Origin of the sequence: Yinghuangia sp. YIM S09857 (assembly GCF_051388915.1) — a bacterium.
Lineage (GTDB): Bacteria > Actinomycetota > Actinomycetes > Streptomycetales > Streptomycetaceae > Yinghuangia.
Genome location: NZ_JBPKBH010000014.1, coordinates 41,996 through 59,441 on the forward strand (window position 1 = coordinate 41,996; position 17,446 = coordinate 59,441).

Consider the following 17,446-nt stretch of genomic DNA (forward strand, 5'->3'; position numbering starts at 1 on the left):
GGGCCCGGCCGCTGGGCAGCGGCCGGGCCCTGGCACTGGAGCGATCGGTCGGACGGGGCGTCGGAATCAGCCGCGGACGACCGCGGCCTCCACCGGCACCCCGAAGTCCGCGGGCGCTCAGTGGTCGTGGTGCTCGTGGCCCTCGTCGCCCGCGTGCAGGTCCTTGGCCAGGTCGATCTGGTTGCCCGAAGCGTCGGTGGCCTTGGCGGCCGCCGCGATGACGTCCAGCGCCTTGCCGCGCGCGACCTCGCCGACCAGGACCGGGACGTACCCGGCCTGCATCACCTGCTGCGCGAACTGGTCCGGGCTCATGCCGGACTGCTGCGCGCGGGCGATGAGGTGCTGGGTCAGCTCCTCCTGGTTGACGGAGATCTGCTCCTTCTTGACGACCTCGTCGAGCAGGAACTGCACGCGCATGCCCTTGGCGACGCTGTCCTCCAGCTCGGCGTCGTACGCCTCGGCGGTCTGGCCCTGGATCTCCAGCCACTTGTCCAGCGTGACGCCCATCATCGAGAGCTGCTGGTCCATCTGCTGCTTGCGCTGGTCGATCTCCTCGGCGACGACCTTCTCCGGCAGCGGCACCTCGACCAGGTCGAGGAGCTTCTCCAGGACCTTGTCCCGGCCGTCGTTGATCTGGTCGTGCGCCTTGGTGTGCTCCAGGCGGCCCTTGATGTCCGCCTTCAGCTCGTCCAGCGTGTCGAACTCACTCGCGAGCTGCGCGAAGTCGTCGTCCAGCTCCGGCAGTTCCTTGGTCTTGACGGAGGTGACCTTGACCGTGACGTCCGCGGTCTGGCCCTCGCCGCTGCCGCCCTTGAGCTCGGTCGAGAACGCCTTCTCCTCGCCGGCGGACAGGCCGGTCACGGCCTCGTCCAGGCCGTCGATCATCGTCTCGCTGCCCACCACGTACGACATGCCGGACGCGACGCCGTCCTCCAGCACCTCGCCGTCGACCTTGGCCTCCAGGTCGATCACGACGGTGTCGTCCTTCTCGGCGGCGCGCTCGACGACCTTGAGCGAGCCGAAGCGGTCGCGGAGCTGGTCGATCTGCGCGTCGATGTCCTCGTCGGTGACCGCGAGGTCGTCGACGGACACCTCGATGCCGTCGTACTCCGGCACCTCGATGGCCGGACGGGTGTCCACCTCGGCGACGAACTTCAGGTCCGCGCCGTTGGACAGCTCGCCCACCTCGGTGACCTCGGTCACCTCGGGCTGGCCCAGCACGCGGAGCTCGTTCTCCTCGACGGCCTTGCCGTACGACGACGACAGGATGTCGTCGAACGCCTCGACGAAGACCGCCTCGCGGCCGAAGCGCTGGTCGATGATGCGCGAGGGGATCTTGCCCTTGCGGAAGCCCGGCACCGTGATCGACTGGCTGATCTTCTTGTACGCCGCATCGAGGCTGGGCTTGAGCTCCTCGGAGGGAACCTCGACGGTGAGCCGAACCCGGGTCGGGTTCAGAGTCTCCACGGCGCTCTTCACGGTTGGGTCTCCTTGTTGCGGGCGGCTGTACTTCCGGCCAGATGGAAATGGTCTGTAGCGGTGCGCTTGGGGGCTCCGCCACCAGGACGCGTGGTCGGGGCGGGGAGACTCGAACTCCCGATCTCCTGCTCCCAAAGCAGGCGCGCTAGCCACTACGCTACGCCCCGTGGCGCTCGGAAGAGTCTAGAGGACGCCACGGTACAGTCTGCACTGCCCGGTGGACGCCTCGTCGCGTGCCTGCCCGCACGCTCCCCCGCCGATCCGGTACTCTAATGCCCGGACGCCCGGTCGAAAGCCGAGCGTCGCGACATGTGCGGATGTAGCTCAATGGTAGAGCCTCAGTCTTCCAAACTGATTACGCGAGTTCGATTCTCGTCATCCGCTCCAACAGATCAGGCCCAGCTCAGGGGCACATTCCCCGAGCTGGGCCTGACTCGTTCTGGATCTTCTAGCCGCGTGACGTGCCCTTATCGTGCCCGTGGGGCCTCCGGGCCGAGGTCACGACATTGCTCAGGGCGTCGGCGATGAGGCGCTGCCGCTCGTCGGTCGCGTGCTGGTAGATCAGCGCCGCCCGCGCCGTGCTGTGACCCATCCGGGTCATCATCTCCCGGGTGTTCGCCCCGGCCGCCGCCGCGAGCATGTTGCCCGTGTGCCTCAGGTCGTGGAAGTGCAGGTGCGGCATGCCCACCGCCGTCCGCGCCCTATGCCACAGCTTGTGGAAGTGGTTCGCGCGCGGCGTGGCCCCCTTGGCGCCGACGAACAGCCGACCGTCGCGGCCCGGCTCGGCGTAGCACTCGATGTGCCACCGCAGCTCAGGCACCAGCACGGCCGGGACCACCACGGTCCGGACGCCCGCCGCCGACTTGGGCAGCTTGCGGAACTGCTGACCGTTGCGGAGCACGGCGACCGAGGCCCGGATCCGCACCGTGCGGGCGTTCACGTCCACGTCGTCACGCGTGAGCGCGATCAACTCGCCCCAGCGCAGGCCCAGCAGCGCGGCGACCAGGACCAGCGCGCGGAACCGCCGGGGCACCTGCCCGGCGAGGGCGTACACGTCGGCGACGGTCGCGATCGGCCGTTCCGGGGTGTGCTCCTTGCTCCCGCCCTTGATCTGGCACGGGTTCCGGCGGATCAGCTCATCCTGGACGGCGGTGGTCAGCACGGCCCGCATGAAGGCGTACGCCTTGGCCACGGTGGACGCGCCTACGCCGACGCCGAGGCGACCGGCGCGCCAGCCGCGTACCTCGGACGGGGTGATGTCGGAGACGTAGACGTCGCCGAGGGTCGGGGCGATGTGCAGCCGCAACAGGGACTGGTACAGCTCCACCGTTCGAGGGCTGAGCCCGCGTTCGGCGATCCACTTCGTGGCGTACTCCCCCAACGGGATCTTCCCGGCATCCGGGTCGATCCATCCTCCGCGCCGCATCGCCACGAGCTGTTCGGCAAGCCACTCCTCCGCGTCCTTCTTCCTCGCGAAGGTCAGCGGGGCGGGGCGGTCGATGCCGTCCGGGCCCTTGTAGCGCGCCTGGTAGCGGCCGGAGGGCAGTTTCCGCAGGCGTCCGAACTGTCGCTTCTTGGGCATCAGCTCACCGCCCGCAGGGAGCGCCGCGCCGGGGCGATCGTGTGCGCCGCAAGGTAGGCGTCCACGACGCTTTCCCGGATGCGCACGTGGGTGCCCACCTTGACGTACTCGATCCGCCGTTCCTCGATCAGGCGCCGGGGGAAGCGCGGACCCTTGAGGCCCATCCGCTCCGCCACCTCGTGGACGTTCAACAGCCTGTCCATGTCACCACTCCCCCGCGTCGCCGGTGTCGAGTTCGGCGCGTGCGTCGCGGGCGGTGTCGCGGGCGAGCTGCTTGTTGCGGGCGATGGTGGCGGCGATGAGGGATTCGCCGGGGGTGTGGCCATGTCCGGCGTAGGTCCAGTGGGCGATGACGAGGGTGGTGTCCGGGTCGGGCAGCGGATGTCCGGCAGCCTCGGCGGCGGCGCGGCTCTGGGCTTCGTTCCAGTCCGCGCGTGCGGCGCGCAGTGCGCCCAGGGTAGTGCTGTAGCGGCGTGACTTGGTGGTGAAGTGGCCCCGGAAGCCGAGCATGTGTGCCCACTTGCGCAACAGCAGGTGTTCGAGCCCGGGGTGTGCGCCGAGGGCCCACGCGGTGGTGACGAGGCGGCGGGCGTGGTCGGTCAGGTCGTGCCGGTCCAGGTCGGCGGGGCCGCCGATGGGGCGGTCAAGGGTGCCGGTCGCGGTCTCCGCGCCCTTGGTGGCGTACTTGGCGATGTACGCGGCCACCGCGCGGTCGGTGATCGGCTCTGTCGACAGGGCGTCGCCGACGATGGGCCGGATGTCGAGCTGGCGGCCGAACACGAAATCGGCCGGCATAGCGTCGGACTGCGGGGCGGGAACCCGGGCGCGGGAAGCCGCGGTGCGGATGGCGGCGTCCAGGACGCCGAGGCTGAACCGGGCGGCGGGCGGTGACACCTCGTCGGGGCCAGTGCGGCCATCCAGGCGGATGACGGCGTGGAAGTGCACGGCGCCGCGCCGCTGGTATTCGGCGACCTTCGCGAAGGACAGCCGCAGCCGTTCGGCGCAGTCGCGTTGGGTCAGTCCGGTGGCGGCGGCGAGGGCGCGGCGCAGTTCGATGGTGAAGCGCCGCCACAGGTCCCCGGCGTGGGCGTTCCACAGCACCGCCCCGGCATAGTCGTACCTCTCCGGGTCCAGCGGCGTGCCGAGTTCGGGGGCGTCGGCGTCGTGGCGCGCACCGCAGCGGCAGCGGCCGGTGTCGGGCCGGTTGTGGACCGGGCCGAACGACGGAGCGGTCAAGGTGAGGAACACACGCGGGTGTTCGGCCACGGTCTCCGGGACGGACTTGCCGCCGACGAGTCCGGCGCAGATCAGGTGGTAGGTGTCGCGGCGGTAGACCTCGGCGCAGGCGGGGCAGCGGGTTGCGCGGCGGTTGCCGCAGCGCACCAGCAGTTCGCCGGACGCGCGCGGGGCGGTGGGGTGGACGAGGATTTCGCCGGTGTCGGTGCGGATGTCGGTGCGGTCGAGGCGGATCGGGTCGGTGCAGCCTCCGGTGTGGGCGAGTTGCCGGAACGTCTCGTCGGTGCGGCCGGACCTGGCGAGGCGGGCCAGGTCGGCGAACGCGGCGTCGACGTCGGGCGCCGCGAGCGTGGGCGCGGTCAAGGGTGTGTCCTCCAGGTTGGTGGCGTGGGAAGGAGGCGGGGCGTCCGGATATCCGGGCGCCCCGCCGTTGGGTGCTGCGCGCTACTTGCTGCGGTGGTCGTTCTGGGGGTTGCGGGTGCGCGAGGTGCCGGTGATGCGGCGCCATTCGCCGCGGATGCGGGCCAGTTCGGCGGGGTTCGCCCCGGCCGGGCGGCGGGCGGTCACCGGGCGTCCCGCTTGATCTGCGCGTCGTCGCGGGACTGCTTGTTGCGGGCCCGGACGCGGTCCTCCAGGGCGCGGCGTTCGGCGTCGGTCACCGCTTCCCCCGTCCCCGGCACGCGGTGCAGGTCACGATGCGCGTGGCGGGGCGGCGGGCGGTGTGGCGGGGGCCGGTGACGACGGCGCGGCCGAAGCCGTCGCAGCTCGGGCACGGCTGGGCGAAAGTGGGGACGTTCGCGGGCATGATGGTGTCTCCTCTGCTGAGTCGTTGGTTCGGGTCGGTGAGGGATCCGGAGTCCCCAGGGGGCGGCCGTCTTCTTGGCGGGAGTGGGCCGTCCCCGGGGGCTCACGGGGGTTCAGGCGCGCGGGACGCCCAGGCAGGACGGGCACGCGGCGTGTCGGTCGGCACGGCGGCGGATCGCGGTCGCGCCGGGGAGGATCTGGCGGCGGGGCAGACGAACCGAGCCTTTGCCCTTGCAGGTGGTGCAGGCCATCGCTGGCTCCTCTCCGGTCAGTGGGCGGGGCAGCGGTGGGTGCGGGCGGCCAGGTCGGCGGCGTCGCGGTTGCTGTAGCTGGCGGACCAGCCGCAGTTCGGGGCGGTGCACGCGGCGGTGTGCCTGGGCTTGCCGCGCTGGTCGGGGCGGGTGCCGACGTTGACCGGGCCGACCCGGGTCACGCGGGTGAACGGTCGGTGCATGGGGCTTCCTCCTCTCGGGTGCGGTTCGGGCATGGGCGGGCGGTCAGGTGAACAGGGAGGTGACGCCGTTGACGCCGGAGACGGCGAGCTGCGCGCCGAACTGGCCGACGAGACCGCCGAGTTGGGTGTCGGCGAGCATCACGCCCGCGATGGCCATCAGGACCCATCCGGCCTTGCCGGTGCCGAGCTTGATCAGGAAGAACGCGACGACGAAGATCACGACGCCGGTGCCGAGGGTCACCGACCCGGCGGCGGGCGTGGTGCTGGGCGTGTTGTTCGGCTGGTCGCCGACGGCGAGCAGGGCGGCGGTCAGGTCCGGGTTCACGGGTTGCCTCCGGTGGTGGTCAGGTGGGCGGTGATCTGGTCAGCGAGGTGCGCCGCTACGCCGAGGCGGGCGCGGAGCGCGTCCGGGGCGATGGCAGTTCCGGTGGTGCGGTGGTGCTGGTCGGCGATCCGCCGGGCGTGGTCCAGCAGCGCCGGGGGCACCGCGACCGGCGCGGCCTCAGGCGGCGCGGCGGGCGGCTCAGGCGGGGCGGGCAGCGCGGGGGGATCGGTGTGCGGCGTGGCGTCGTCCAGGTCTGCGAACACCTCGACCTGGGGCGCCGGTTCGGGGGCGAACCCGGGCGGCGCGGCGGGCGAGGCGGCGTGGGGCCGGTGGACGAGGAGGGTGCCGCCGAGGAACGCCAGGGCGGGCCATCCCGCGACCGTCAGCCGCAGCCAGGCGGGCGGGTTCTCCAGGTCCAGGAGTCCGGCGGTGGCGACGTTCGCGCCGAGCGACGCGGCCAGCGCGACGACGAACCACAGCCACGGCCCGAACTGCGGGCCGCCGCAACTGCGGGCGACCATGAGGCGGCGCCACGCCGCCACCAACAGCAGGTCGACGGACACGGGGTAGGCCCACGCCTGCCAGCCGGACTGCCCGGAGGCCTGAGCGATGTCGTGCAGGTGCGAGAACGACAGCGCCCCCGCAATGGCCGCCTGGATCAGCAGCGGATCGAGGCGCACAGCGCGAAGTCGGCGCGACACCAGGTCACTTCCGCTTCTGCGCCGGGACGCGCTTGCTGCCCAGGCAGGTCATGCACATGGCGGCCTGCTTGACCGACTTGCCGCTGTTCTTGCGGCCGACCGTCACCGTGGTGTCGACGTCGCCCTGTCCCTTGCAGGCCGGGCACTTCACCGTCAGCGGCCTACGCGCAGCAGCCACGAGGGCTCTCCCTTCGGTTTCGGGCATGGATCGGGTAGGGACGCGGCGTGAGGCGGTCACGCCAACCGGATTGCGGGAAGCGCCAGTTCGTCAGGCGACCGGGACTTTGCCGGTCCCGTCCGGTGCGCCGACCTTCGCGATCAGCGCGTCAATGGCGGTGTGCAGGTCAACCGAGCCGAGCGTGACCGCCGGGGCGAACGGCGCCAGCGCGGGCAGGTCCGGCACGAGGTGCGCGGTGTCGGCGCACAGCCGGGCGACGTCGCCGATCTTGCGGTGCGGGGTGCGGATGTGTGACCAGCCGCCGGAGGAGTCCCCAGCGATCGCCGTGCCGGGGCGGTCCGCCGGAATCGCGGTGGCGGCCTGGGCGGCCTCGGCGGCGATGTCGCCGAACGCCATGTCGGCCGACTGCGAGTCGTTCACGCGGTGGCACACCCGGCCGGTCAACTGCGCCCGGAGCATGGTGGCGCCCTTGCCGAGGTCGGAGCCGAACCGCTGGCCGCACGCCTCCACGTAGATCCCGGCGGCGCGCCCCAGTTGGGCGAGCCGGATCAACGCGGTGACCAGCCGGGCGCGCCGTTCGTCGTCGGCCTTGCTGGCGGTCAGGAACAGTTCGGCGATCTCGTCCACGATCAGGACGACGGGCACCGGCCGCAGATGTTCAGGCAGGCCCCAGATGTCCGAGGTGATCTCGGCATCCTCGACCGCCGGGCCGATGCCCTGGGCCGCGCGGATCAGGTGGTAGCGGTTCTCCATCTCGACCACCAGCGCGGCCAACAGGTCGTCGACCTGGTCCGGGTCGACCGCGAGCGCGGACAGGCGCGGGGCGTACGGGGCAAGCTCCACACCCCACTTGCAGTCCACCCCGACCAGCGCGACCGGTTGCGGCGCAAGCCCGGCAACTAGGTTCCGCTGGAACACCGACTTGCCCGACTGCGTCGCCCCGATGACGAGCTGGTGCGGCACCGCGCGGTAGTCGCGCACATGCACCGTGCCGTCCGCCCGCAGCCCGACCGGGAACCGCAGCAGCGCCGACTCAGCCGACTTCGGCATGCGCACGTCCGCCAGAACGTCCCAGCCGACCACACGCAGTTCCACCCACCCGGGGCCGGGCGAGGACACGTACACCGCCCGCACGCCCCAGGCATGCCGCAGTCGCTCGGTCGCCACCGCGAAGTCGTCGGGTGTCTGGCCCGGGCGCATCCGGAGCCTCAGCCGGTAGCCCATCACAGACGGACGGAAACCGCGCCGACGCGGCAGCGACCGGGCTGCCGTGGTGTGCCGCATCCGCGCCAGCGACCGAGCCGTCAGCGTCGGATCGGCCGTCAGCCCGCATGCTTCCATCACCGACCGGTACGACGCCGTCAACCGGACCGCCGAGACCGGCAGCCCCACCGCCGACCAGTACGCGCGCGGCGCCCGAACCCGGGCAACACGAGCGCCACCAGCCACCGCAGCGACGGGGCCGCCGACACCGGCGAGCGTAAACAGCAACTCAGACACGGAGACTCACTCAGCCCCTCGCGCCGACCGGGGCCAGCGCGGTCACCGCGACCGCCCGGAACGAGATCCCGTGCTGCTTACGGCCGTTGAACTCCGTCTCCCACGGCCGCGCCACCAGACCCGTCAGCGCAACCAGCATGCCCGGGAGGAACTCCCCCGACAGCCCCGTCTCCGGCACCGCCACCGTCAGCAGCTCCACCGCACCGTCGTAGATGTAGTTCACCGTCACCGTGCTCATCGGTGCACCGGTCTCGTGGTCCATCGACCGCTCACCCGTGCGCTTGTCCTTCAACTTCGGCGCGGGCGGCACCACGAGCATCACCGTGGCCGCCGACGTGTCCACCGGAATCGAACGCATCAATGTCTCCTGGAAGTTGGAGCGGAAGACGACTGCCTGCCGCCTTAAGTGTCACAGTACACCTAGGACAGTCAGAGTCAAGAGTCCTGAGTGACCTAGAACAGATCTGGCGATACTCTGCTGGCATGACTCCGAGCGCCGACGACAAGCGGGCACCCGCTTCACAAGAAGTGGCCGATGTCCTCCGCGCCGAGATCAGAAGCGGCGCGCTCGCGGCTGGGGCAAAGCTGCCATCCGTTCGGCAGCTCGCCGAGAAGTTCAAGGTCGCCCCCATGACCGCTCAAAGCGCGGTCGAGATCCTTCGGGCTGACGGCTTGATCTACACAAGCCCCGGCCGGGGAAGCTTCGTTCGGGACGAGCTTCCTCCAGACGACCCCGGACACTCGCCCGAGTACCTGCTGATCAGCGAGCACCTTCACCGGCTGGATCGCACGGTCCAAGAGCTATCGGAGCGCTTGGCGGACCTGGAGCGCCATGGCAACGACCGTCAGTCGGCCGAGTAGCGACACGGGAAGCCCTCGCCGAGAGCTGCGCCACGGCCTCATCCAAGAGCGCGAGTCGGCGGCGGACACTTTCAAGTTCGTCCGGTGTCATGCCCATCGGTGGCTCCTCAGCCTTGGTGGAAGGTCGCAGAACCAGAAGAGCCGAACAGCAAGGTGTGACCACAGGCTGATTGCCGATCACTCACAGGTCACTCACAGGCACAACGCCCACGGGGAGGCGTCATGTCGGACGAAAGCCACGCCGCAGAACCGTTCATCGCTGAGTTGAAGCGCTGGCGCGAGGTACGCGGCCTCTCCCAATCTGCCTTGGCCAAGGCGGTTGGCTACACACCCTCGTACGTCTCCAAGGTCGAGAGTGGGCAACAGCGCCCAAGCCAGTCCTTCGCCGAACAGGCGGACCGCGTCCTGAACGCTGGCGGTGCCATCAAGCGCGCGTTCAACGAACTGGAGCCAGTCGAGCGCGCGACCGCTGGTGTGCCGCACGCCGGGTCCGACAGCGCAACAGACGTGCAGCCTTCAAGTCTCATCGTCAAACACGACGATGCAGAACTCCGTTATGACGGCCGGTACTACCGGGCCACGCAGCGCCGCCTGATCTACAACGCGAGCCCTGACCCCATCACGCAGTACTTGATCCGAATCTCCGTTGATCGCCATCCAGGGAACCCCGAGCGATCGAATCGCCTCTACCGTGACAATCCCTTGACTTGGGAAGAAATCAACCTGGCGGCGAAGGTAGGACGTGAGCCCATCGGCTGGCGCGTCCAGCACGACCGCGACGCGTTCAAAGAACTGTGGCTCCTCTTCGAGAACGAATACGGCAGGTACCCGCTCTACCCAGGGGAATCTACTTGGATCGAGTACAGCTACACGGTGAGCGATGACAAGTGGGGAACCTGGTTCCAGCGTGCCGTGCGACTGCCTACTGAGAAGCTGAGCGTGCGACTCGACTTCCCGTCAGAGCTGGATCCCGGCGTCTGGGGCACTGAAACAACGATGACAGCCGCCGCGTTTCCCTTCCGAACCGCCATCACTCATCACACAGTCGATGACCGCAGCATCTATGCATGGACCACTCAGGATCCGCCGCTGCATGCCCGATACCGGCTCGAATGGAAGTTCCGCGCCGGACCAAGCGATGAAGGAGATGCCAGTCATATGGCCCTGACGCCAAGCGCCAAGATGTCATCCATTGGCATCGTCCAGGTCGGCGACGAGATCCTGAACAAGCCCGCCCGGCCGTTCCAACTCCCCAAGGAGGCCGAGGAGGTCCGCAGAGTCGTGGCCGAACTCGTCTCGGCCGGAGAGCGCGCTGCCGGCATCCACGTGTTCAGCAAGGGAATGGGGTGCGCGGCCCCGCAACTCGGCATCGATCGAGCAGCAGCCATCGTCCGCACGGCTGAGGGCGAGACCATCACGCTCGTGAACCCCAGGATCATCGAGCAGTCAACCGAGGCGGACGAACAGTACGAGGGATGCTGGAGCTTCTTCGACGTACGAGGCATGGTTCCACGCCCGCTCAGCATCAGCGTGGAGCACCAAGACATCGACGGGCAACGTCGCATCACAATCTTCGAGCATGCGGTAGCTCGCCTAGTCGCGCACGAAGTGGACCATCTACACGGCGTTCTCTACACATCTCACATGCCGCTGGGAACCTCCCCGATTCCCGTAGCTCAATATCGAGGCACCGGCCAAACCTGGCAGTACAGCGGCGGTAGCACGCAGCCGCAATAGCAAGGCAGTTGGCGCCTTGCCACGGCATCACCTACGCATTGTCGGGCGACTCATCCACCCCAAGTCCGTGCGTCCCGCGCCGCAGCGTAAATCGCGTCGACCGTAGGCGGGCTCAGCTTGCCGGGCAGCCCCCACAGGATTGAGCCAAGCATGTGCCCGTCCGCGACTAAGACGCGATTCCGCGTCTGTCCATCACGGATCTTCCCGGCATTGACGAAGGCGAGCACGGGTTGCGCGTGTACGTCGAACCCACAGGCTGTGGTCAGACTCTTTGCGGCCCGCGCCGCTTCCCCGCGGCTCCTTCGGGGGTAGGGCTCTTTCGCCCGATTGATGGTCGCCATCTCATCACCGACCCAGATACTGGCTCCCCGGTGGTGCTTCGTATTCACAGTGAAGACTCCGGCAGGGCCGATCACGACGTGATCTATGTCTGCACCGCTGGGTAGGCGGACGGACTGGAGCACGTACCAGCCGCGCCCCTCCAGAGACGAGAGCGCAGCGCCCACAATGCGTTCGCCTGCGGCACCGACTTCCCACGATGTCGCGGCTGTACGGATGCGGAAGACCTTGGTCAACAGGCGCACGAAGCGGCTCGGAACCAGTTCGGCAGCTCGCTCCGAAACTGCTTGCCCCGCACGATTAGACGCCAAGTCCGTTGCAGGCGAGCGACCCGGCAGTGGCGGCGGCGGTGGCGGTGCAGCCGACTCAACCGGCGTCATGGGCGCCGCTGGGGGCACCGGAGGTGTCATGTGGGGCCGCAACACCTCAAGCACGCGCGACCTGAACTCTTCGACTTCAACTGTCAGAACCCCGGTCTTGCGATCGTAGAACGCGACGCGTTGGCCGCCGGAACCCAGGTTCACGTAGAGGCGATCATGTCCGTATCGCTTCCACGGAGTCACCACCAGATCGGTCACACGCCACCCCCGAGGGACGTAGGAACCATCCAACTACCGGTACTACCCTCCCAGTTCAGCAGACGCGACCGACAGCCGGAGGCTCGTTACAACTTTCCCTACGTGTTCAAGAACCCCGCACCCGCGCGCACAGCGCGCCGGGCGCGGGGCCGCCGCCGCCGACCGGGCATGCGGCGTGGCCGCCGTTCCGGGCCGCCGCCGTCGGCCCCGCGCCCAAGAGCAGGCGCGCAGGAGGTCACGAGGACCGGCACCGCGAAGCTTTACCGAACCTCGATAGCCGGGGGCCCACCGGGAGCAAGAACGGGGGCCCAATGTGGGAATTCGGGTGGGGTGCCTACGGCCCCCACATTCACCGATCAAGTTTACGGGCCCCCGTTCATGCTCCCGCCCCGGCGATCAAGGTTCGGCAAACCGTCGCGGCGCCTCCTCCGCGGCGCGACCCTCCGTGTTGTCGGTGGGGCGGCGTATACTCCGGCGCTTCTCGCGGACCACAACATGTAGTGACAGCAAGGGACTTGATCATCTACATGTTGTGGCGTGTCGCGTTTGCGCGGCGCTTCCGGGAGTGCTACTACTGAGGCGCCCACAACGAGACGGCCCCGCCAAACGGGGGCCGACTAGACGTCGGGCCGCCCATCTGCGGGGCCGTTGCACATTGTGGAAGGTGCGCTTCGGACCCTACCCCTCTTGTTGAACGTGGGCCAAGAGGGCAAGCGATCGGTTGGCCTGACTGCGGAGAGGAATCCGATATGTCAAGGCCAAAGACTGTCCACGTCACGAAGCGCCCGGACGCCCAGTGGCAGGCGAAGGCAGAGGGTGCTGACCGCCCGATAGCCGTGACCGCGACCCAGAGCACGGCCGCCGCGCGAGGCACGGAATGGCTCCGGCGCAACGGCGGCGGCGAACTCGTCGTTCACGGTGTCGACGGAACCATCGTCGACAAGCGGACGATCGCCCCCGGCAACGACCCGTTCCCGCCGCGCGGCTGATCAGCATCCAGCATGAAGGCACGCCCCGGTCTGCGCGCAGCGGGTCGGGGCGTGCCCGCCACATGCCCGATGGCCCGGTGCACGACGGGGATTCACGGGGAACAGCGCGGGCTTGGTGCGTTCACCTGCGGAATCGTCTTCCCACGTCGTGCACAACGCGCTCGGTTAGTCTTCCAAACTGATTACGCGAGTTCGATTCTCGTCATCCGCTCCACACTGACAGGCCCGGCCGGGGTGGTTTCCCGGATCCGGGCCTGTTGCGTTGTCGGGCTGGGTTGTCGGGCTGCGTCGTCGGCCTGTGTTGTCGGGTACGGGTTGTCGGCCTCGGGTTGTCGGGACGGGCCGGGCCGCTCAGCTTGCGGGCTCGGGGGTCGCCTTTTCGGGGCTTGCGGGCTCGGCCGGGGTCGGGGCCGCGGGCGCCTGGGGGCGGGTGGCCGGGCGGCGGAGCCAGGGGCTGCCGGCGAGCGCGATGACGGCGCCGAGGGCGGCGGCCACCACCGGGACGGAGTAGCCGGCGGAGGAGCCGTGGGCGTCCACGACCGCGCCGCCGATGGAGGAGCCCGCCGCGACGCCGACGGCGAGGCCGGTGATGGTCCAGGACATGCCCTCGGTGAGCTGGCGGGCCGGGACGAAGTCGCCGACGAGGGACATCGTGGTGACCATGGTCGGCGCGACCGAGAGTCCGGCGAGGAAGAGGGCGGCGCCGACGAACCAGAGGTTCGTGACGAAGAGCAGCGGGACCATGCTGGCCGCCATGACGAGGACGCCGGTGAGGAAACGCGCCGCACCGGAACCGCGCACCTTGACGATGCCGAAGGCGATGCCCGCGACGCACGAGCCCAGGGCGTAGACGGACAGGGCCACACTGGCGAGGGCCTTGTGCCCCTCGTCCTCGGCGAAGGCGACGGTCACGACGTCGATGGACCCGAAGATGGCGCCGGTGGCGATGTACGTCAGGACGAGCACGCGCAGGCCCGCCGCGCGGATCGCGGAGCCGTGCCTGGCTCCCTCGGCCGCGCGTACCGGCGGCTCGGTCTTGGTCTGGGCGCACAGGAGCACCGCGCCGGTGGCCAGGAAGGCCCCGGAGACCAGGACGCCGGCCTCGGGGAAGACCGCGGTGGACAGGCCGACCGCGAGGATCGGGCCGAGGATGAAGCACATCTCGTCCACGACGGATTCGAACGAGTAGGCGGTGTGCAGGCGTTCGGGGTCGCCGCGGTAGATGTGCGACCACCTCGCCCGGACCATCGAGCCGAAGGTGGGCATGCACCCGACCGCGAGCGCGCTGACGAAGAGCGTCCAGTCGGGGGCTTCGAGCCGGGCGCAGAGCAGCAGCGCGGCGCCGCCGGAGAGGGTGACGACGGTGGCCGGCAGCGCGACGCGGCGCTGGCCGAAGCGGTCGACGAGGCGCGAGATCTGCGGTCCGCAGACCGCGCCGGAGATCATGATCACCGCGGTGACCGCACCCGCGAGCCCGTACGAGTCGCGCATCTGGGAGAGCATCGTGACGATCCCGATGCCGGTCATCGAGAGCGGCATGCGTGCGACGAACCCGGCCGCGGAGAACGCGAGGCTTCCTGGCGCTTCGAATATTCGCCTGTAGGGGGACAGCACAGAGGCTCCACGTTGGTACGCGAGTGGTCAGGAGCGCTCTCTTTGCGTCGGATGCCACGGAAAGGGAGCGAGTGCTCAGCTTACTCGTGTAAGGAACAACGTTTTAGGTCTTTAGTCTTTGGCTTCGACGGGCGGGGACCGCCGCGTTCGACGGAGCGACGCCGGCCGGCGCGGGCCGGTGCGGGCCGGTGCGTCGAGCGTCACGCCGCCGTCCTCCTGGTTTCGGTGGCCGAACTCGGATATGACGAAGCGTCACGTCCCGAAGGAGGCCACTCGATGTTGTCCGGCGAAAAGATCCTGATCACCGGCCCGGCGGGGCAGATCGCGTTCCCGCTCACCGAGCACCTGGCCAAGGACAACGAGGTGTGGGGCATCGCCCGTTTCTCCAACCCGGACGACCGCGCGAAGGTGGACGCCCTCGGCGTCACGACGCGCGCCGTCGACCTCGGAGCCGCGGACTACAGCGAGCTCCCGCAGGACTTCACCTATGTCCTGCACCTCGCGACCTTCCAGGCCCCGGGTCTGGACTACGACGAGGCTCTGCGGGTCAACGCGGAGGGCACCGGCCTGCTGTTGCAGCACTGCCGCAAGGCCAAGGCCGCGCTGGTGATGTCCACGGCCTCGGTGCTGCGCCCCCACGAGGACCCCATGCACGTGTACGCGGAGACCGCCGCGCTGGGCGACGCCAACGTCATGCACGCCCCGACGTACTCCGTGTCGAAGACCGCCGAGGAGGCGGTGGCCCGCTTCTGCTCCCGCGCGTTCGGCCTGCCGGTGACCATCGCGCGCATGAACGCGTCGTACGGCCCCAACGGCGGCCTGCCGACACACCACCTGACCGCGATCCTGGAAGGCCGCCCGGTGGTCACCCGCTGGGACCCGTGCATGTACAGCCCGATCCACCAGGAGGACATCAACGGCCAGACCGAGGCGCTGCTCGCCGCCGCGTCCACGCCCGCGACGATCGTCAACTGGGGCGGCGACGAGCCGGTCAGCGTGCAGGAGTGGTCGGCGTACTTCGGCGAGCTGACCGGCAGGCCCGCCGAGGTGCAGGTGGTCGAACAGCCGGGCTCGCTGCGCGGGCAGATCCAGGACACCGCCAAGCGGATCTCGCTCACCGGGCCGTGTGCGGTTCCGTGGCGCGAGGGGTTCCGGCGTACGGTCGAGGCGTGGGGCGCGGCCGGCTGACCGGCGGCGCGCGTCCGCCCCGGACCGGGGCGCGGACCTGACCGACCCGGCGTGACCAGCGAACCCGGCAGAACCCAACGCAACCCAGCAGAACTCGGCAGAAATCGGCGAAACCCGGGAAACCCGGGGAAACAAGGAAGGGAGAGCGGCTGTGAGCCTGCTCGACACGTCCATCGCCCGCCTCGACGGCACCACCGGCACCCTCGGCGACCTGACCGGCGGCAAGACCGCGCTGGTCGTCAACGTGGCGTCCAAGTGCGGTCTGACCCCGCAGTACACCGGCCTTGAGGAGTTGCAGAAGGAGTACGCGGGGCGGGGCTTCACCGTCGTGGGCGTGCCCTGCAACCAGTTCATGGGGCAGGAGCCCGGATCCGCCGAGGAGATCCAGGAGTTCTGCTCGACGACCTACGGCGTCTCCTTCCCGCTGACCGAGAAGATCGAGGTCAACGGCGACGGACGGCACCCGCTGTACGCCGAGCTGACGCAGACCGCCGACGCCGAGGGCGCGGCCGGCGACGTGCAGTGGAACTTCGAGAAGTTCCTCGTCGCCGCGGACGGCTCGGTCGTGGGCCGCTTCCGCCCCACCACCGACCCGCACGACCCGGCCCTGGTCGCGGCCATCGAGAGCCGCCTCGCCTGACGACGCGGAACGGTGTCCCCCTCGGCCGCGCCGAGGGGGACACCGTCGTGTGCGGGGTCAGAGGTTGCCGTGGCGGCGGATCAGCACCACGGCCCGGTCGTCGGCCACGTTGCCGCCGGCCGAGTCGGCGATGCGCCGCGCGCCGTCCGCGAAGTCGTCGGCGACCAGCTTGTCCGCCTCGCCGAGCAGGCGGTCGATGCCGACGCTGATGTCCTGTCCGGGCACCTCGACCATGCCGTCGGTGAACAGCAGCAGCGCGTCACCCGGCCCGAGCACGCCGCTGACGCCCTCGTACGTCGATCCGGGGATGACGCCCAGCAGCGGCCCCTCCGCCTCCCGCACCTCCCAGACACCGGACGCGGCGACCCAGTGCGCGCCGGGCGGGTGGCCGGCCGAGAGCAGCTCGTACTCCCCCGTCTCCAGGTCGATGGCAACGTGCACGGCGGTCGCGAAGCCCTCGTCCCAGCCCTGGCGCAGCAGGTAGTCGTTGGCGGCCGGCAGGAACCCGCGCGGGGCCAGCGAGCCGATGAGACCGCCGAAGGCGCCGGACAGCAGCAGCGCCCGGGTGCCCGCGTCGAGCCCCTTGCCGGATACGTCGACGAGCGCGATCTCCAGCGTGCGGCCGCCGCGCCTGCCGCGCGTCGCCACCACGAAGTCGCCGGAGAACGCCTGGCCTCCGGCCGGGCGCAGGATCACGTCGGTGTGCCACTGCGGCGGGAGTTCGGGCACCAGGCCGTGTGCGCGCAGGCGGTCGCGCAGGTCGAAGAGCATCGTCTCGCCGCGGGTGCCCTGGAGCCCGAGCCGGGTCCGCTTGCGGGCGACGAAGACGACCATGAACGCGACCAGCGCCACAACCACGACGGCGCCGGGCCGCACCAGGTCGGTGCCGTGCACCCGTTCGAGGGCGACGAGGACGCCCGCCGTCGCGGCGTACAGCAGGAGCAGGCTCGCCATGCGCAGGACCAGGCCGCCGACGAAGAGCGGGACCACGAGGGTGGTCACCGGAAACCACGCGTCGTCGACCGACGGAAGCAGGCCGCACACGGTCACCAGAGCGAGCAGCGCGACCAGAAAGAACCGGTCGGAGGGCAGCAGCGTGTGCCGGACCCAGAATGCCAACTTCCTTCCCCGACGGGCGAATCGCCGGGCCCGCGACTCCCTCGTCTCCGCCATTGCGCGACCCTACCCAGCACTTCGCGCCACGTCGACGGAGTGTCGGCGGGGCTGCCCCGGCACATCCG

The 17,446-nt window shown here is 69.9% G+C and carries 21 protein-coding genes and 2 tRNA genes; 6 read left to right on the plus strand and 17 right to left on the minus strand.

What is annotated here, in order from left to right; all coding sequences use genetic code 11:
• Positions 1-117: 117 nt before the first annotated feature.
• On the minus strand, positions 118-1,479 hold the full coding sequence (gene tig, locus ACRX5S_RS26720; protein WP_436775654.1) for a trigger factor: 1,362 nt from the start codon (positions 1,477-1,479) through the stop codon (positions 118-120).
• A gap of 91 nt (positions 1,480-1,570) precedes the next feature.
• Positions 1,571-1,646 (minus strand) — tRNA-Pro (locus tag ACRX5S_RS26725).
• A 146-nt stretch (positions 1,647-1,792) separates the two neighbouring features.
• On the opposite strand from ACRX5S_RS26725, the gene ACRX5S_RS26730 reads away from it, so the two are divergent.
• Positions 1,793-1,866 (plus strand) — tRNA-Gly (locus ACRX5S_RS26730).
• A 61-nt stretch (positions 1,867-1,927) separates the two neighbouring features.
• Here the strand turns inward: ACRX5S_RS26730 and ACRX5S_RS26735 are convergent.
• The 12 genes from ACRX5S_RS26735 to ACRX5S_RS26790 all read right to left on the minus strand — a co-directional run bounded on the left by ACRX5S_RS26735 (position 1,928) and on the right by ACRX5S_RS26790 (position 8,617).
• Positions 1,928-3,061, minus strand: a complete 1,134-nt coding sequence (locus tag ACRX5S_RS26735; RefSeq protein ID WP_436775655.1) for a tyrosine-type recombinase/integrase — start codon at positions 3,059-3,061, stop codon at positions 1,928-1,930.
• Positions 3,061-3,264: an excisionase family DNA-binding protein gene (locus ACRX5S_RS26740; RefSeq protein ID WP_436775656.1), complete on the minus strand. Its 204-nt coding sequence runs from the start codon at positions 3,262-3,264 to the stop codon at positions 3,061-3,063. The genes ACRX5S_RS26735 and ACRX5S_RS26740 overlap by 1 nt, the downstream gene beginning before the upstream one ends.
• A 1-nt stretch (position 3,265) precedes the next feature.
• The gene (locus ACRX5S_RS26745) at positions 3,266-4,660 is read right to left on the minus strand and encodes a replication initiator (RefSeq protein ID WP_436775657.1); all 1,395 of its coding nucleotides are present in this window, start codon (positions 4,658-4,660) and stop codon (positions 3,266-3,268) included.
• Positions 4,661-4,741: 81 nt separating this feature from the next.
• Positions 4,742-4,864: a hypothetical protein gene (locus ACRX5S_RS26750; RefSeq protein WP_436775658.1), complete on the minus strand. Its 123-nt coding sequence runs from the start codon at positions 4,862-4,864 to the stop codon at positions 4,742-4,744.
• An 88-nt stretch (positions 4,865-4,952) separates the two neighbouring features.
• Positions 4,953-5,102 (minus strand): hypothetical protein, encoded by a 150-nt coding sequence (locus tag ACRX5S_RS26755; RefSeq protein ID WP_436775659.1) that lies wholly within the window; start codon positions 5,100-5,102, stop codon positions 4,953-4,955.
• 112 nt (positions 5,103-5,214) lie between these two features.
• Positions 5,215-5,352 (minus strand): hypothetical protein, encoded by a 138-nt coding sequence (locus ACRX5S_RS26760; RefSeq protein ID WP_436775660.1) that lies wholly within the window; start codon positions 5,350-5,352, stop codon positions 5,215-5,217.
• Between the two features lie 17 nt (positions 5,353-5,369).
• A complete protein-coding gene (locus ACRX5S_RS26765; protein ID WP_436775661.1) occupies positions 5,370-5,555 on the minus strand; it encodes a mobile element transfer protein in 186 nt (61 codons plus the stop codon).
• 43 nt (positions 5,556-5,598) lie between these two features.
• Entirely contained in the window at positions 5,599-5,880 is a 282-nt protein-coding gene (locus tag ACRX5S_RS26770; protein ID WP_436775662.1) for a hypothetical protein, read from the minus strand.
• Positions 5,877-6,560 carry a DUF2637 domain-containing protein gene (locus ACRX5S_RS26775; RefSeq protein WP_436775663.1) on the minus strand — a complete coding sequence of 228 codons (684 nt, stop codon included), beginning with the start codon at positions 6,558-6,560 and terminating at the stop codon, positions 5,877-5,879. The genes ACRX5S_RS26770 and ACRX5S_RS26775 overlap by 4 nt, the downstream gene beginning before the upstream one ends.
• 25 nt (positions 6,561-6,585) lie before the next feature.
• The gene (locus ACRX5S_RS26780; RefSeq protein WP_436775664.1) at positions 6,586-6,759 is read right to left on the minus strand and encodes a hypothetical protein; all 174 of its coding nucleotides are present in this window, start codon (positions 6,757-6,759) and stop codon (positions 6,586-6,588) included.
• A gap of 90 nt (positions 6,760-6,849) precedes the next feature.
• Positions 6,850-8,259, minus strand: coding sequence for an FtsK/SpoIIIE domain-containing protein (locus ACRX5S_RS26785; protein WP_436775665.1), 1,410 nt, complete (start codon positions 8,257-8,259; stop codon positions 6,850-6,852).
• 10 nt (positions 8,260-8,269) lie between these two features.
• Positions 8,270-8,617, minus strand: a complete 348-nt coding sequence (locus ACRX5S_RS26790) for an SCO3933 family regulatory protein (protein WP_436775666.1) — start codon at positions 8,615-8,617, stop codon at positions 8,270-8,272.
• Between the two features lie 125 nt (positions 8,618-8,742).
• Here ACRX5S_RS26790 and ACRX5S_RS26795 point away from each other — a divergent pair, with 125 nt between their 5' ends.
• Both ACRX5S_RS26795 and ACRX5S_RS26800 read left to right on the plus strand, forming a co-directional pair.
• Positions 8,743-9,120, plus strand: a complete 378-nt coding sequence (locus ACRX5S_RS26795) for a GntR family transcriptional regulator (RefSeq protein WP_436775667.1) — start codon at positions 8,743-8,745, stop codon at positions 9,118-9,120.
• Positions 9,121-9,342: 222 nt separating this feature from the next.
• Positions 9,343-10,857: a peptide deformylase gene (locus ACRX5S_RS26800; protein WP_436775668.1), complete on the plus strand. Its 1,515-nt coding sequence runs from the start codon at positions 9,343-9,345 to the stop codon at positions 10,855-10,857.
• Positions 10,858-10,907: 50 nt separating this feature from the next.
• On the opposite strand, the gene ACRX5S_RS26805 is transcribed toward ACRX5S_RS26800, so the two are convergent.
• Positions 10,908-11,774 (minus strand): nuclease-related domain-containing protein, encoded by an 867-nt coding sequence (locus ACRX5S_RS26805; RefSeq protein ID WP_436775669.1) that lies wholly within the window; start codon positions 11,772-11,774, stop codon positions 10,908-10,910.
• Between the two features lie 749 nt (positions 11,775-12,523).
• Between ACRX5S_RS26805 and ACRX5S_RS26810 the strand changes: the two genes are divergently transcribed.
• Positions 12,524-12,763 carry a DUF2188 domain-containing protein gene (locus tag ACRX5S_RS26810; RefSeq protein ID WP_436775670.1) on the plus strand — a complete coding sequence of 80 codons (240 nt, stop codon included), beginning with the start codon at positions 12,524-12,526 and terminating at the stop codon, positions 12,761-12,763.
• 351 nt (positions 12,764-13,114) lie between these two features.
• Here ACRX5S_RS26810 and ACRX5S_RS26815 read toward each other — a convergent pair whose 3' ends face one another.
• The gene (locus ACRX5S_RS26815; RefSeq protein ID WP_436775671.1) at positions 13,115-14,377 is read right to left on the minus strand and encodes an MFS transporter; all 1,263 of its coding nucleotides are present in this window, start codon (positions 14,375-14,377) and stop codon (positions 13,115-13,117) included.
• A gap of 276 nt (positions 14,378-14,653) precedes the next feature.
• Here ACRX5S_RS26815 and ACRX5S_RS26820 point away from each other — a divergent pair, with 276 nt between their 5' ends.
• On the plus strand, positions 14,654-15,565 hold the full coding sequence (locus ACRX5S_RS26820) for an NAD-dependent epimerase/dehydratase family protein (protein ID WP_436775672.1): 912 nt from the start codon (positions 14,654-14,656) through the stop codon (positions 15,563-15,565).
• Positions 15,566-15,716: 151 nt separating this feature from the next.
• Complete coding sequence (locus tag ACRX5S_RS26825) at positions 15,717-16,205, plus strand: glutathione peroxidase (RefSeq protein WP_436775673.1); 489 nt, start codon at positions 15,717-15,719, stop codon at positions 16,203-16,205.
• Between the two features lie 57 nt (positions 16,206-16,262).
• Here the strand turns inward: ACRX5S_RS26825 and ACRX5S_RS26830 are convergent, their stop codons facing one another.
• Positions 16,263-17,324, minus strand: coding sequence for a PP2C family protein-serine/threonine phosphatase (locus tag ACRX5S_RS26830; protein WP_436775674.1), 1,062 nt, complete (start codon positions 17,322-17,324; stop codon positions 16,263-16,265).
• Between the last annotated feature and the right edge of the window lie 122 nt (positions 17,325-17,446).

Coding starts and splice junctions, on each gene's coding strand:
- ACRX5S_RS26735 (WP_436775655.1), bottom strand. CDS start 3,061: ATGCCCAAGAAGCGACAGTTCGGACGCCTGCGGAAACTGCCCTCCGGC.
- ACRX5S_RS26760 (WP_436775660.1), bottom strand. CDS start 5,352: ATGGCCTGCACCACCTGCAAGGGCAAAGGCTCGGTTCGTCTGCCCCGC.
- ACRX5S_RS26790 (WP_436775666.1), bottom strand. CDS start 8,617: ATGCGTTCGATTCCGGTGGACACGTCGGCGGCCACGGTGATGCTCGTG.
- ACRX5S_RS26810 (WP_436775670.1), top strand. CDS start 12,524: ATGTCAAGGCCAAAGACTGTCCACGTCACGAAGCGCCCGGACGCCCAG.
- ACRX5S_RS26820 (WP_436775672.1), top strand. CDS start 14,654: ATGTTGTCCGGCGAAAAGATCCTGATCACCGGCCCGGCGGGGCAGATC.
- ACRX5S_RS26755 (WP_436775659.1), bottom strand. CDS start 5,102: ATGCCCGCGAACGTCCCCACTTTCGCCCAGCCGTGCCCGAGCTGCGAC.
- ACRX5S_RS26800 (WP_436775668.1), top strand. CDS start 9,343: ATGTCGGACGAAAGCCACGCCGCAGAACCGTTCATCGCTGAGTTGAAG.
- ACRX5S_RS26765 (WP_436775661.1), bottom strand. CDS start 5,555: ATGCACCGACCGTTCACCCGCGTGACCCGGGTCGGCCCGGTCAACGTC.
- ACRX5S_RS26795 (WP_436775667.1), top strand. CDS start 8,743: ATGACTCCGAGCGCCGACGACAAGCGGGCACCCGCTTCACAAGAAGTG.
- ACRX5S_RS26740 (WP_436775656.1), bottom strand. CDS start 3,264: ATGGACAGGCTGTTGAACGTCCACGAGGTGGCGGAGCGGATGGGCCTC.